At 66.4% G+C, this 14036-nt stretch carries 13 protein-coding genes; 8 read left to right on the top strand and 5 right to left on the bottom strand.

The genetic code is table 11. The features are described from left to right. The first annotated feature begins 46 nt into the window (after positions 1-46). Complete coding sequence (gene glf / locus IF803_RS32605; RefSeq protein ID WP_461194920.1) at positions 47-1273, top strand: UDP-galactopyranose mutase; 1227 nt, start codon at positions 47-49, stop codon at positions 1271-1273. Between the two features lie 68 nt (positions 1274-1341). Beyond that, positions 1342-2610 (top strand): serine hydrolase domain-containing protein, encoded by a 1269-nt coding sequence (locus IF803_RS32600; RefSeq protein WP_461194918.1) that lies wholly within the window; start codon positions 1342-1344, stop codon positions 2608-2610. Between the two features lie 99 nt (positions 2611-2709). On the opposite strand, the gene IF803_RS32595 is transcribed toward IF803_RS32600, so the two are convergent. Then, positions 2710-2997: a hypothetical protein gene (locus tag IF803_RS32595; protein WP_075969423.1), complete on the bottom strand. Its 288-nt coding sequence runs from the start codon at positions 2995-2997 to the stop codon at positions 2710-2712. Positions 2998-3455: 458 nt separating this feature from the next. Between IF803_RS32595 and IF803_RS32590 the strand changes: the two genes are divergently transcribed. Then, a complete protein-coding gene (locus IF803_RS32590) occupies positions 3456-4757 on the top strand; it encodes a PQQ-dependent sugar dehydrogenase (RefSeq protein WP_461194916.1) in 1302 nt (433 codons plus the stop codon). 11 nt (positions 4758-4768) lie between these two features. On the opposite strand, the gene IF803_RS32585 is transcribed toward IF803_RS32590, so the two are convergent. The 3 genes from IF803_RS32585 to IF803_RS32575 all read right to left on the bottom strand — a co-directional run bounded on the left by IF803_RS32585 (position 4769) and on the right by IF803_RS32575 (position 7336). Next, positions 4769-5539, bottom strand: coding sequence for an SDR family oxidoreductase (locus IF803_RS32585; protein WP_461194915.1), 771 nt, complete (start codon positions 5537-5539; stop codon positions 4769-4771). A 193-nt stretch (positions 5540-5732) separates the two neighbouring features. Next, a complete protein-coding gene (locus IF803_RS32580) occupies positions 5733-6587 on the bottom strand; it encodes an alpha/beta fold hydrolase (RefSeq protein ID WP_461194914.1) in 855 nt (284 codons plus the stop codon). Positions 6588-6631: 44 nt separating this feature from the next. Continuing rightward, a complete protein-coding gene (locus tag IF803_RS32575) occupies positions 6632-7336 on the bottom strand; it encodes an alpha/beta fold hydrolase (RefSeq protein ID WP_461194913.1) in 705 nt (234 codons plus the stop codon). A gap of 186 nt (positions 7337-7522) precedes the next feature. Here IF803_RS32575 and IF803_RS32570 point away from each other — a divergent pair, with 186 nt between their 5' ends. From IF803_RS32570 to IF803_RS32555, 4 genes are all read left to right on the top strand, one after another. Next, positions 7523-8137: a CGNR zinc finger domain-containing protein gene (locus tag IF803_RS32570; protein ID WP_461194947.1), complete on the top strand. Its 615-nt coding sequence runs from the start codon at positions 7523-7525 to the stop codon at positions 8135-8137. Between the two features lie 35 nt (positions 8138-8172). Beyond that, positions 8173-8859, top strand: coding sequence for a haloacid dehalogenase type II (locus IF803_RS32565; RefSeq protein WP_461194912.1), 687 nt, complete (start codon positions 8173-8175; stop codon positions 8857-8859). Positions 8860-9038: 179 nt separating this feature from the next. Next, positions 9039-9386: a hypothetical protein gene (locus IF803_RS32560; protein WP_028338911.1), complete on the top strand. Its 348-nt coding sequence runs from the start codon at positions 9039-9041 to the stop codon at positions 9384-9386. A 341-nt stretch (positions 9387-9727) separates the two neighbouring features. After that, the gene (locus IF803_RS32555) at positions 9728-11788 is read left to right on the top strand and encodes a DEAD/DEAH box helicase (protein ID WP_461194911.1); all 2061 of its coding nucleotides are present in this window, start codon (positions 9728-9730) and stop codon (positions 11786-11788) included. 258 nt (positions 11789-12046) lie between these two features. Here IF803_RS32555 and IF803_RS32550 read toward each other — a convergent pair whose 3' ends face one another. Then, positions 12047-13540, bottom strand: a complete 1494-nt coding sequence (locus IF803_RS32550; protein ID WP_461194910.1) for a GGDEF domain-containing protein — start codon at positions 13538-13540, stop codon at positions 12047-12049. Positions 13541-13655: 115 nt separating this feature from the next. On the opposite strand from IF803_RS32550, the gene IF803_RS32545 reads away from it, so the two are divergent. Then, on the top strand, positions 13656-13913 hold the full coding sequence (locus IF803_RS32545; RefSeq protein WP_028338908.1) for a DUF7662 domain-containing protein: 258 nt from the start codon (positions 13656-13658) through the stop codon (positions 13911-13913). Positions 13914-14036: the final 123 nt, after the last annotated feature.

Below are 14036 nucleotides of genomic sequence, written 5' to 3'. Positions count from 1 at the left end.
AGCTCCGTCGGGCGCCGCCGCGATCCGACATGAGGGGCGAGAGCGCATGCAGCTAGATGGCTTCGACGTCGTCGTGGTGGGGGCCGGCTTCTTCGGCGCTGTGATCGCCGAGCAGGTGGCGAGCAGGCTCGGCCGCTCCGTTTGCGTGCTCGACCGCCGTCCGCATATCGGCGGCAACGCCTATTCGGAGCTCGACCCCGACAGCGGCGTCGAGGTGCATCGCTACGGCACGCATATCTTCCACACCAATTCCGAGACCGTCTGGCGCTATCTGCACCGCTTCACCGAGTTCACCGGCTACCGTCATCGCGTCTTCACGGTGGCGAACGGCCGCGTCTATTCGATGCCGATCAACCTTGCGACCGTATGCGCGGCGTTCGGGCGCGTCATGACGCCCGAGCAGGCCCGCGCCGTGATCGCGGCGGAGGCGGCCGCGCACGGCGCCGCGGGGAGGCATGGTGCCTCCGGGATCGGCAGTCTCGAGGATAAGGCAATCGCCTCGGTCGGCCGCACGCTCTACGATCTCTTGATCCGCGGCTATACGCAGAAGCAGTGGCAGACCGACCCGCGTGAGCTTTCGGCCGACATCATCGGCCGCCTGCCGGTCCGCTTCACCTTCGACGATCGCTACTTCGCCGACCGCTATGAGGGCATGCCGCTCGACGGCTACACCGCGATATTCCGCCGGATGCTCGATCATCCCGCGATCGACGTCCGGCTCGGCGTCGACTATTTCGACGTCGGCGATCGCATCAATCCGCGGCAGCTCGTGGTCTATACCGGCCCGATCGACCGCTTCTTCGGCTATGCCTGCGGCCATCTCGGCTGGCGTACCGTCGACTTCGCGCGCGAGGTGCACGACGTCGCGGACTACCAAGGCGCCGCGGTCATCAACTATGCTGACGCCGAGGTGCCGTTCACCCGCGTCCACGAGTTCAGGCATCTGCATCCGGAGCGCGCGCATGCGGAGGCGCGGACGACGATCTACCGCGAATATTCCCGCTTCGCGGGCCGGAGCGACGAGCCGTATTATCCGATCAACACCGCCGCCGACCGCGCCATGCTCGCGTCCTATCACGCCATGGCGGCGTCGCGGCCGAACGTCATTTTCGGCGGCCGGCTCGGCTCTTACAAATATCTCGACATGCACCAGGCGATCGGCGCGGCGCTGAAGACGTTCGAGCACGAGGTCGAGCCGTTCTTCGTTCGCGAAGGCATGCACCCGCGTGACGCGGCCGCGCGCCGCGAAGTCTTGTCGCCCTCGCCGGCGTGATCTAATCCTGCGAGCTGCGGGCAACGAACGCCATAACAAATCGCCCGCGGTCCCCCGGTGAGGAAACAATGAGAAAAACCGTCATTGCCGCGGCTGCCGCCGCCATAGGTCTTGCTTTCAGCGTCGCCGACGCCGCGCCGCTCCCGGAAACGTCGGCGCACCAGGTCGGTTTCTCGGAGCAGGGGCTGGCGCGGCTCGATGACTTCTTCGCGCGCGAGATCGCGGCCAAGCGCGTACCCGGCGCCGTGGTGGCGATCGCGCGCGACGGCAAGCTCGTGCATTACAAGGCGTATGGCCAGCTCGATCCGGTGAAGGGCACGCCGATGCCGATCGACGCGGTGTTCGCGCTGGCGTCGATGACCAAGCCGATGGCGGCGGTTGCTGGGTTGACGCTGATGGAGCAGGGCAAGCTGCCGCTGCAGGCCAAGGTCGCAGAGTTCTATCCGGCGTTCGCCGACATGAAGGTCGGCGTGCAGCAGGCCGACGGCTCGCTGAAGATGGAGCCGCAGGCGCAGCCGATCTTCATCCACGATCTCTATCGCCACACCTCCGGCCTGATGTATGGCGGCCGGCCCGACAGCTCGAGCGCACTGGCGCGGCTCTATCCCGACGGCACCGCGCCGGCGGTCGAGGGCGATACCCAGGCCTTCATCGAGCGCATTACCCAGCTGCCTCTGGTGCATCAGCCCGGCACCGAGTTCGAATATGGCTTCTCGATCGACGTGCTCGGCGCCGTGGTCGAGAAGGTCTCCGGCCAACGGCTTGGCGATTATCTCGCGGCCAATGTCTGGAAGCCGCTCGGCATGAAGGATGCGACGTTCCACCCGGCCGATGCACAGCGCGCGCGGCTGGCGCGTCCGTTCCCGAACGATCCGCTCACCGGCAAGCCGCAAGCCATCAAGCTGCTCGATACGCCGACCAGGTTCGATTGCGGCGGCGCCTGCTCGTTCGCCACCGTCGGCGACTATCTGCGCTTCGGACAGATGCTGCTCAATGGCGGCGAGCTCGACGGCAAGCGCATCCTCAGCCCCAAGACGGTGCAGCACATGACGTCGAACCATCTCGGGCCCGAGATCAAGAACAACGTCGCCGCGGTCGAACCGCATCGCGGCGGCTTCGGCTTCGGGCTGTCGGTCGCGGTGCGGACCGGCGAGGGGCTGTCGTCGGTGCCGGGCAATCCCGGCGAGTTCACCTGGAACGGCGCCTACGGCACGCAGTTTTTCTGCGATCCGAAGGAGCGCCTTGTCGTTGTGGTGGGAACCGCGGCGCCGGGCGAACTGCGCAAATATTATCGTGAGAATGTGCAGGACATCGTCTACGGCGCGATGGTGAAGTGATCGGCCTCGACGTTGTAGAAAAGCCTAGCGTCACGTGGAACGTGGAACAGCAAAAAGGCCCGTCGCTCAAGCTGAGCGACGAGCCTCAAATTCGCGTGGCTACCAGCGCCTGTAGACGCCGGTCAGCGTACCATTGTTGTTCCCTTCAGGACCCACGTCACCCTGGGTCGAGCTCGGCGTTGGATGGTTGGTGCCGTTGAATGAACCGTACCAGCCCGGCTCCGCCGGAGAGTACATCACATCAGGCTGCACGGCCTGATAGCGGGGGCCGCCGTAATATCTCGGACCAGGGTTCCCGTAAGGATAGTAGCCTTGTGCGAACGCGCCTGCCGTTGTTGCGATCAGGGACGCCGCGGCGAGGGACAATATCTTGGTCTTTCGTTGCATTCACACTCTCCTTGCTGGTGTCCCGACCAACGACCGCCATGGAGCGGCGTTCCTGATCTGCCATGCATCTCGCAAAGGCAAATCTGCGCGAGCGTGGGATCAGGTTCTTGTGAAGGGGCTTGCGCTCCGGAAAGGCACTGCCGGGCTCTGCCCGGCAGGATACATCCGTCGCCGGCCCGCGTTATGCTTCCATGTCTATAACGGCGCATGCGCGAGCGGCGCCTCGAAAAACCGGGACGGTTCGGAAAAGGAAGCCCGCCACTGCGGCGGGCAAGGTCCAGGGAGGAAAACGCCCTGACAAGGGAGCGTGCAGCCAGTCTCCCCGATTCGTGCGCGGCTGCGAAGATCGTATAACTACTGTCATCAGGACCGGCATTATGCGAATGCTGCTGGGGCCGCGGCCGGTCGGCAAGGGAATGACAAGGCGCGCTAACACGGCGCAAATACAGGGGAAGTTCATGAGCACGTCTGGAGTTTTTGCCCGCGTCGTCGCGGCGATCGGGGCCGGCGCCTTGGCGTGGCGGCGGATGCAGGGCGCGCAGCCCGCGCCCGCCTGGGGCAGCGCGCCGCAGATCCCGCAGGCCAAGCCCCAGGGCGCGATCCCGACGCTCAAAATGCCGACGGCGCGGGGCTGGGACAAGGACCAGAAGCCGGTCGCCGCGCCCGGGCTCAAGGTCAACGCCTTTGCGGCCGGGCTCGATCATCCGCGCTGGATCAACGTGCTGCCGAACGGCGACGTGCTGATCGCGGAGGCAACGCAAATCGCTGGCACGCCGCGCAGCGTCTTCCACTACGCGATGCAGGCGACGATGCGGCGCGCCGCGGCGCTCGGCGTCAGCGCCAATCGCATCACGCTGCTGCGCGACCGTGACGGCGACGGTGTCGCCGAAAGCCGCGGCGCCTTCATGGAAGGATTGAGCCAGCCGTTCGGCATGGCGCTGGTCGGCGACACCTTCTATGTCGGCAACACCGACGGCGTGGTGGCGTTTCCCTATGCCGCTGGCGCCGATCGCATCACCGCGCAGGGACGCAAGCTCGTCAGTTTCAAGCCCGACGGGCACTGGACGCGCAGCCTGCTGCCGAGCGCCGACGGCAAGAAGCTTTATGCCGGCGTCGGCTCGCTCAGCAACATCGCCGAGAGCGGTTTTGCGGTCGAGGAAGGCCGCGCCGCGATTTATGAGCTCGATCTCGTCGCGGGCACCAGCCGCATCTTCGCCGGCGGCCTGCGCAATCCGGTGGGCATCGCGTGGGAGCCGACCACCAATGTGCTCTGGACCGTCGTCAACGAGCGCGACGGCCTCGGCGACGAGACGCCGCCGGACTATCTGACCTCGGTGCGCGACGGCGGCTTCTACGGCTGGCCCTATTGCTACTGGGGCAAGACCGTGGACGATCGCGTGCCGCAGGATCCGGCGATGGTCGCCAAGGCGATCCAGCCGGACTACGCGCTCGGCGGCCATACCGCCTCGCTCGGGCTGTGCTGGATGCCGCAGGGCACGCTGCCGGGATTCCCCGACGGCATGGTGATCGGCCAGCACGGCTCGTGGAATCGCTCGACGCTGTCGGGCTACAAGGTGGTGTTCGTGCCGTTCGCGAACGGCCGTCCCGCGGGGCCGGCGCGCGACATCCTGTCGGGCTTCCTCGCGCCCGACGAGAAGGTGTCGTACGGCCGCCCGGTCGGCGTCGCGCTCGGCCCCGACGGCTCGCTGCTGGTGGCCGACGACGTCGGCAACGTGATCTGGCGCGTCACGGCGGCGTAGGCGCGGCGACCTCAGACGGATCTGATCTCGCCGCCATCCATGCGCAGCACGGTGCCGGTCATCCAGCGTGCCGGCGGCGACACGGCATAGGCGACGAGGTCGGCGATCTCCTCCGGCGTGCCGAACCGCCTGATGCCGGCCTGCCCGAGGAAGCCGGCCTTGGCGGCGTCCAGATCTACCTGCTTTGCCGCCGCGGCCTTCTCCAGCATCGCGAGGCGGCGTCCGGTCATCACGGCGCCTGGAGACACGCAGTTCACCTGCACGCCGTCGTCGATGCCGCGCTCGGCGAAGGCTTTTGCAAGTGCCTCGATCGCGGCGTTGATCGTGCCCACCGCCGCGGCGCCGACGCGCGGCAGCACGGCGGCATTGCCTGAGGTGAAGATGACAGCGCCTTGCGACGCTTTCAGCGCGTCCCAGGCGCGGATCGTCAGCCGCCTGCCGCCGTGGAATTTGAGCGCGAGGCCGGCGTCCCATTGCGTATCGGTCATCTCGAACAGATCGAGCCCAGGCACAGCGCCGGCGACATTGACCAGCGCGTCGATGCGGCCGAAGCGATCCAGCGTGGCCTTGACGACTTCATCGGCGGCATCAGGCCTGGCGAGATCGAGCTCGAGCGCCAGTGGTGTGCCGCCGCTGGCTTCGATCTCGTTGCCGACCTCGCGCAGCTTCTCGCCGCTGCGCGCGACAAGCACAATGGCGGAAAAATCCCGCGCGAGCCGCAGCGCTGTGGCGCGTCCGATGCCGGAGCTTGCGCCGGTCACGATGGCGACGGATTGGGTCATGTGTACTTCCTTGGAGTGGTCGGCGCGACTGAGTGCATGTGAGCCCGTCATTGCGAGGAGCTCGCGACAAAATTGCATAGCAATTTTGCGCTGAAGCGACGAAGCAATCCATCCTTCCGTTGTGCGGAGCTATGGATTGCTTCGCTTCGCTCGCAATGACGCGGATGGAGTTGTGGGTGCGGACATCCTTGAGTCAGCGGCTAAGGAACTCGCGGATGACCTGCGCGATCTCGTCGGCATGCGTCTCCAGCGCGAAGTGGCCGGTGTCGAGGAATTTGACGACCGCCTTCGGATTGTCGCGCCTGAAGGCCTCGGCGCCCGGCGGCAGGAAGAACGGATCGTTCTTGCCCCAGACCGCGAGGAACGGCGGCTGGTGGGTGCGGAAGTAAGTCTGGAAGGTGGGGTAGAGCGCGACGTTGCTCTTGTAGTCGCCGAACAGATCGAGCTGCACGTCGTGGGCGCCGGGGCGCGCCATGTAGTAATTGTCGAGGTTCTGCCCGTCCGGCGACACCGCCGCCGGATCCGAGGTGCCGTGGGTGTACTGCCAGCGCGTGGTGTCCGGCGACAGGAAGGCGCGCAGCGCGTCGCGGTTCGCCGGCGAGGGATTCTGCCAATAGGCCTTGATCGACGTCCAGCCGTCGCTGAGGCCTTCCTCATAGGCGTTGCCGTTCTGCGAGATGATCGCCGTGATCCGCTCCGGATGCTTGACCGCGATGCGGAAGCCGGTCGGCGCGCCATAATCGAACACATAGACCGCGAAGCGATCGAAGCCGATCACCTCGGTGAAGCGATCGATGACGCCGGCGATGCGCTCGAAGGTGTAGTTGAACTTGTCGCGCGGCGGCATGTCCGACTGGCCGAAGCCGGGCAAATCTGGCGCCACGATGTGGAATTTGTCCGCGAGCTGCGGGATCAGATCGCGAAACATATGGCCCGCGCTCGGGAAGCCGTGCAGCAGCAGCAGCTTCGGCGCGCCGGCCGAGCCGGCTTCGCGATAGAAGATGTTGAAGCCATCGACATCGGCGGTGCGGTATTTGACCTGAGACATCTGTCACTCCTTGTGATCGTGATGTGTGGTGTGGTTTTGCGAGTTCAGGACTTGGCCTGCCCGGCGACCGCGCCGACCGCCTCCCGGATGATGTCGGTGACGAGCTTCGGCGCGGTGACGATCGGGGTGTGATCGACGGGATGTGAGCGCACGGTCGCCTGCATCCGTGCCGCCATGCTGCGCTGTGTCTCGGGCGCGATCATCCGGTCGTCCTCGGCAATCAGGAACCAGGTCGGGACGTCCTTCCAGAGGGGGCGGCCGACAGGCACGGTGATGCAGGCCGGCGAGATCGGCCGCTGCACCGCGGCGAGCACCGCGAGGTCCTCGGACCGCGCGCCCTGCGCGAAGGCCGCTGCGAAAGCGGGCTCCGGCAGCCAGATCAGGCCATTGGCGTCGGGCGCGAGCTTGGGCGCGAACGGATGCGGCGGCAGCCGGTAGAACACGTCGGCGACCGTCTCGCCTTCATCCGTCGCCAGCGCCGCGACATAGACCAGTGCCTTGACGCGCGGCGAGCGGGTCTCGGCGATCACGGCGCCGGCATAGGCATGGCCAACCAGCACCACCGGGCCCGCGACGCGGTCCAGGGTGCGGTTCAGCGCGGCGACGTCGTCGGCGAGCGAGGTGAGAGGCAGCGGCGCCGCCACCGCCGCGATGCCCTCGGCGTCGAGCGCCGTGATCACCCGCGCCCAGCTCGAGCCGTCGGCCCACGCGCCATGGGCAAGCACCACGCTGACATTCTCGTTCGACATTGTCCGCTCCCTCGTTTCAGGCCGGTGTCGGCCGTAACCCTTAAAATGCAGTTTGATAGGTTATCTCGCTTATGGCTCATGACGCGTAACTTGTCAAATGCATTTTATCAGGTTACTGTTTCGTGACTGACGAAGCCGTCAGGAAGCCGTCAGGAGGCCGTCACCGTGCAATCCCATCCGCCCGCGATGTTCATCGCAGATAGCCTGGGCCTCGATTTCATCAATTCGATCGCGACGCCGGTCGATACGCCGGTGGACTGGATCGCCGATGGCGACGGCCTGCTGCGCTGGCTCGCGCAGGCGCAGCTGGTGCCGCCCGATGTGCTCGACGAGCTCAAGGCGCGCGCGACGCCTGGCGAGCTCGACAACGCCGCCGGTCAGGCCCGCGATTTGCGCGAATGGTTCCGCGGCTTCGTCCGCAAGCATATGGGCCGGCCGCTGACGCCGCGGGCGCTCAAGGAGCTCGAGCCGCTGAACCGGCTGCTGGAAAGCGATCAGGCGTTTAGCCGGATCGTGGCGCATCGCCAAAAGGACGGCGGTGATGGCCATGACGGTTTCGCGCTGGAGCGGACGCGGCGCTGGCGCTCGGCCGAAACATTGCTGCTGCCGATCGGGGAAGCGATGGCCAGGGTCGTCTGCGAGGAAAGCTTCTCCGACATCAAGGCGTGCGAGGGCCCGGCCTGCACGCTGATGTTTGCCGACCACACGCGGGCGCGTGCGCGCCGATGGTGCAGCATGGCGATCTGCGGCAACCGCGCCAAGCAGGCAGCGCACCGCAGCCGGATGAAGGACAGGGGCTGAGACCAGCAAAAGACTAAGCAACGGAGACCAACAAAATGGCGGCACTTCCCTTGATTGTGTTCGACGTCAATGAAACGCTGCTCGACCTCGAGACCATGGAGCCGGTGTTCGCCCGCATCTTCAACGACAAGAGCGCGATGCGGCTGTGGTTCGCCAACTTCATCATGTACTCGGCCTCGCTCACGGTGGCCGGCTGCTACGTGCCCTTCACCGATATCGGCGCCGCGGTCATGAAGATGCTGGCCGACACCCGCGGCATCAGGATCGACGAGTCCGACAAGCAGGAGCTGACCGAGAAATTCTCCACCATGCCGCCGCACGGCGAAGTGCCCGGCGCGCTGCGCAAGCTGCGCGCGGCGGGTTTCCGCCTGTTCACGCTGACCGACAATCTGCTCGCGGTGCAGACCCGGCAGCTGACCCATGGCGGCATCGTCGATCTGTTCGAGCGGCGCTTCTCGGCCGATGGCGTCAAGCACCACAAGCCGTCGCGGCAGGCCTATGCCTATGTCGAGAAGGAGCTCGGGGCAAAGCCCTCGGAGTTCTGCCTGATCGCCTGCCACACCTGGGACACGCTGGGCGCGGTCGCCGCCGGTTGGGAGGCCGCGCTGATCAAGCGTCCCGGCAACGATGTGCTCGGCGTCGGCCCGCAGCCGCAGGTCGTCGGCACTGATCTCGACGATGTCGCCGATCAGCTGATCCGCCGCTACGGCGCCAAAGGGTAACGGCAGCTGACGGATTCTCGCGGCGGAGGAGAGGGCAAAACTCCCCTCCAGGCCCGATCGTTCGGAAGCGCATAAAACCGGAATGAAATCCATAGCGGTTCTCAACCATGCCCCTTGAGCTTTCCTCAACTTCCGCGGCCGATGCTGCGCGCGCCACAGGGATCGAAGGAGCTCACAGCATGCCGGCCAAGGGACGAGCGACCGCGACCAACGCCACCGCGCAAGGGCGCGAGGATATCCTTAACGCGCGCGCCATCAGCACGTTGGGCGCCGGCGTCGTCAGCGCGATGAGCGCGGTCGGCGCCGCCGTCATCAAGAAGAACAAGCCGGCACTCGGCAAGAATGCCGATTGGTTCTGGCACATGTTCGCGAAATGCGAGGCCAGGGCCGCGCGCGTTGCCGAGCAGGCCGCGCGCGATCCGGAGGCCTGCGGCGATGCGACCTTCATCGAGGTCTATGCCGCGCAATTGCCGAAGCTGATGACAGCGGCGCTTGAGAGCCACGAGAAGGCGCTCAAGGCGAAGTGATGCAGCGACCATGGAGTCCCGCAACGGTGCTCGTCCCGCTGTCGTTCCCTCTTGGCCTCTCACATGCGCCAAGGTGGCAAGTAGCGGCAACTCTCGCCGATCAGACGGTCTTGCGGGTCAGGCGAAGCCGTCACGCGCCATCGCGCTGACCGGCCCTACGGCCCCGATCGGGCAGCCAGCCTGATCCGCGCCAGCTTTTCTGCGACGGGGGCATGGCGATTTGGTCGGTCTTGGCGTAAAGCACCCCAAATCGTCATGCGGCTGTGCCGCCTGCCGGGTATGCAGCTCCAGGTCGTCCCGCTCGACGTTCTGCGCCCGGACCAATCAAGGTTTCCCATCTCGTGCCCTTTCCGACCACAAGTCCGCCGCTCGCCCGCGCCTTGGCTGAGCGCAACTACGATCAGCCAACCCCGGTCCAGCTCGCGGTGCTCGCCGCCGACGCCGTCGACCGCGATCTCCTGGTTTCGGCCCAGACCGGCTCGGGCAAGACCGTTGCCTACGGCTTGGCCATGGCAAAGGACCTGCTCGACGGCGCCGAGCGGTTCGAGCCGGCTGCCGCCCCGCTGGCCCTGATCGTCGCGCCGACGCGCGAGCTCGCCTTGCAGGTCCAGCGCGAGCTTGCTTGGCTTTATGAACACGCCGACGCCCGCGTCGTCTCCTGCGTCGGCGGCATGGACCCGCGCCGCGAGCAGCGCGAGCTTGCCGAGGGCGCCCACATCGTGGTCGGGACCCCCGGCCGGCTGTGCGACCATTTGCGGCGCGGCCGTCTCGACATTTCGGAACTCAAGGTCGTGGTGCTCGACGAGGCCGATGAAATGCTCAATCTCGGTTTCCGCGAGGATATGGAATTCATCCTCGAGACCACGCCGGACACCCGCCGCACCTTGCTGTTCTCGGCGACGTTCCCGCGCGGCATCGTTGCGCTCGCCAAGCAGTATCAAGAGCAGGCGTTCCGGATCGAGGTCGCCGGTGACGAGGGCGGCCATGCCGATATCGAGTACCGCGCCATCCGGGTGGCCGCCGACGACGTCGAGCACGCCGTCGTCAACGTGCTGCGTTTCCATGAGGCGCCGAGCGCGCTGGTGTTTTGCAACACCCGCGAGGCCGTCCGGCATTTGCAGGCGGCGCTGCTCGAGCGCGGGTTCTCCGTCGCCGCGCTGTCGGGCGAAATGACCCAGAACGAGCGGACCCAGGCGCTGCAGGCGTTGCGCGACGGACGTTCGCGGGTTTGCGTCGCGACCGACGTCGCGGCGCGCGGCATCGACCTGCCGAGCCTCGATCTCGTCATTCACGCGGATCTGCCGAAAGACCCCGAGGTCATGCAGCATCGCTCGGGCCGCACCGGCCGCGCCGGGCGCAAGGGCGTCAGCATCCTGCTGGTGCCGCCGGCACGGCGGCGGCGCGCCGAATTGCTGCTCGATCTCGCCGGTATCGATGTGGCCTGGGGCTCCGCGCCGCAGGCGGAGGAGATCCGCAAGCTCGACCATGATCGCCTGCTGCAGGATGCGGTGTTCTCCGAGGAGGCGACATCAGATGATCAGGCACTGGCGCAGGCCTTGCTCGCCGAACGCGCGCCCGAGGCGATTGCCGCGGCGCTCGCCCGGCTCTACCGCGCGCGGCTGCCTGCGCCCGAAGACATTCTCGATCCCGGCGAGGGACGCGGTCGGGACCGTGACGATCGCCGCGGCGAGCGCGCCTCGCGCCGCGATGATCGTGCCGCCGGGCCGCGATCGAAGGCCGGCAAGTCCTCCGCGCGTCATGGCATGGAGGAGGCGACCGTCTGGTTCCGCGCTGCGATCGGGCGCCGGAAGAATGCCGAAGCCCGCTGGCTGCTGCCGATGATCTGCCGCCGCGGCGGCATCGACAAGCGCGACATCGGCGCGATCAAGATCATGGACACGACCACCGAGTTCGAGATCGCCGCGCGGGTCGCGGAGTCCTTCGCGGTCAAGATCAAGCGTCCGGACAAGGAAGACAGCATCCGCATCGAACCGCTGGCCGACGCTCCGCAGGGCGAGGTGCGCGAGAAGCCGGCGCGCAAGCCCAGGCACGATCCTTGGCGCGACAAGGACGACGGCGGATACAGCGCGCCGCGCGCCGACGAGCCGCGCGACGAGGGGGCAGGAAAGCGGCGCGGCAAACCGGATCGCGAGGCCAGAGCGTTTTCCAGCGAAGGCGCGAGCGGTTCGCGTCAGGACTACGCGTCAAAAAAGGAATCCAGGGACTCGTTCCGATCCGATCGGGACGGAAAAGGCTTCAGGCCGAAATCCGGCGACGAGCCACGGTTCGGGAAGAAAAAGAAGCATCCGGGCAAGTCCAGTCACGCCGGACGCACGCAGTGGCCGGACGTGTCGGCGAAGCCGAAGTTCGGCAAGAAGCCGAAGAAGAAGCGGCGGGGTTGAGGTGGCGTGAACGCGGCTGCCGTGCGGTCAGAATGCGATGTGTGTCTCGACGTCGCAACAAACTCGGTGTCGTCCCGGCGAAGGCCGGGACCCATTACCCCAAATGCTCATTGTTGCGCGACGCTGGGGCCACAATTCCGTTCACAATCACATGCGGTGGTTATGGGTCCCGGCCTTCGCCGGGACGACGATGCGGAGAGATTGCGCGACGAACTTTGATTGGACGTGCGGCCAGTGTCTTCGCTGCCGACTCCGATCCTACGCCACCAGCGCGATTTTCGGCGCGGTTGCGAGCACCGACTGGTTGCGGCCGTTGGCCTTGGCGGCGTAGAGCGCCTTGTCGGCGGCCTCGATCAGGTCGGACCATTGCTGGCCCGCGGTCGGCCGCATGCTGGCGACGCCGATGCTGACTGTCGTGATCAGTTCGCCCGCGCACCATTGCTGGACCTTGTGGCGGATGGTCTCGGCCAGGTTGAAGGCCTCGAGCGCGGTCATGTTGGGCAGCAGCACCGCGAATTCCTCGCCGCCGAAGCGCGCCGGGCAATCGCCGGCGCGGCGCACCGCGTCCGAAATGCAGATCGCGATCCCGACCAGCACCTGATCGCCGGCCTGATGCCCATAGGTGTCGTTGTAGGCCTTGAAATGATCGGCATCGATCATCAATAGCGCGACCGGCTGGCCGTAGCGGCCGGCACGGCGCCATTCGCGCTCGATCTCGCCGTCGAACTTGCGCCGGTTCTTCAGGCCGGTGAGGGCGTCGGTGGTCGCCATCTCCTCGAGCTTGTCCTCGGCGTCGGCGCGGCGGACGATCTCGCGGGCGAGGACCAGCGTTGCGCTGAGCACGAACAGGATCAGAAACGCCATGATCGCGCCGATGCGAATGGCCTCGGTGCGCCAGAGGTTGAAGACGGCCTCGAGCGGCTTGCCGACCACCACGTAAAGCGGCCCGGAGCTGCTGCGCCTGACATAGAGCCGCGGCGTGTCGTCGACCGGGCCCTTGCCCGAGAAGGCGCCGCCCGCCTTCAGGTTCTCGGCCTTCCAGTCCAGCTGCTCCGCGAGGTTCTTGCCGATCACGTCGAGATCGAACGGCGTCCGCATGATGATGGTGCGGTCGTTGCGCAGCACGGTGATGGTGTCGCCCGGCATGAGGTTCAGCCGCCCGAACAGATCGTGGAAATAGCTGAAGCGGATCGAGCCGACCACGACGCCGAGGAAGCGGCCCGCGTCGTCGACGATGCGCCGGCTCAGCACGATGGCGTAGGCGCCGCGATGCAGCATTGGCCGGCTGATGTAAAGGCCGGCATCGGGATTGTCGCGTTGGACCGTGAAATACTCCTCGTCGCTGCGGTTCTCCGGCCGCGGATCGAGGCTCGCCGCGTCAATGGTCAAATTGCCCTTGATGTCGAACACCTGGATCGCGCCGAAATGTTTTGCGGTCGCGGCGTGGTCGAACAGGATCAGCTGGCGCAGTTCCTTGCTGATGTTGCGGATCTCCGGCATCTCGAGATTGCTGGCGACCGCGCGCAGCGACAGGTCGTAGAGCTCGATGTTGCGGCTGACGTCGGCCTCGATACCCGACGCCAGATTCTCCAGGGTGCGGCGGGCCAGCTCCTCCTCGCCGCGGCGCATGTCGAACATCACGCCGGCGCAGACCGCGGAGAAGCCGAGGACGGTCGCAACCGACGAGGCGATCAGCAGCCTTGCCGAGAGCCGCCAGCGCCGCCTTGCGTCCTTTCCGCGCCGAAATCGCATGTCCCGCTCCAAAGCGCCGTCATGCATCGGGAATTGTTGTTGTCGCCTTAAATGGCGACAGCAGCCGCCGAATGGGTTAACGGGTGGTTGCCGGACTTTTGTCATCGAGGACGTTGTGAACGACTACGACGCATTGCGGGATTATCTGAAGAAGCAGCATCTGCCCGAATTCGTGCTGACCTTCGAGGAGATCGAGGCGATCATCGACGCGGCGCTGCCGCGCGCCGCGCACCGGGCGTCGTGGTGGGAGACGTTGCGCAGCCCGCAGGAGAAGATGCCGCAGCGCGAGGCCTGCCTCGAGGCCGGCTACATCGCCACCCGCCAGGCCGACGGCAAGAGCGTCAAGTTCAAGCGCATGCCCAAGCCGCGCTAAGGCGCGATCCTGTAAGGTCGGACAGTCATCGCGGAGAAGGTGCGCTCCCTCTCCCGCTTGCGAGGGCTTTGCGCAAAGGCGAATCTGCGATTCTCTAAGACCGATCTGAAGGGGGAGGCGGGG

Source organism: Bradyrhizobium sp. UFLA06-06, from assembly GCF_054820065.1.
Note: the sequence above shows the minus strand (reverse complement) of the source record. Positions and strands in the feature narration are given on the sequence as shown.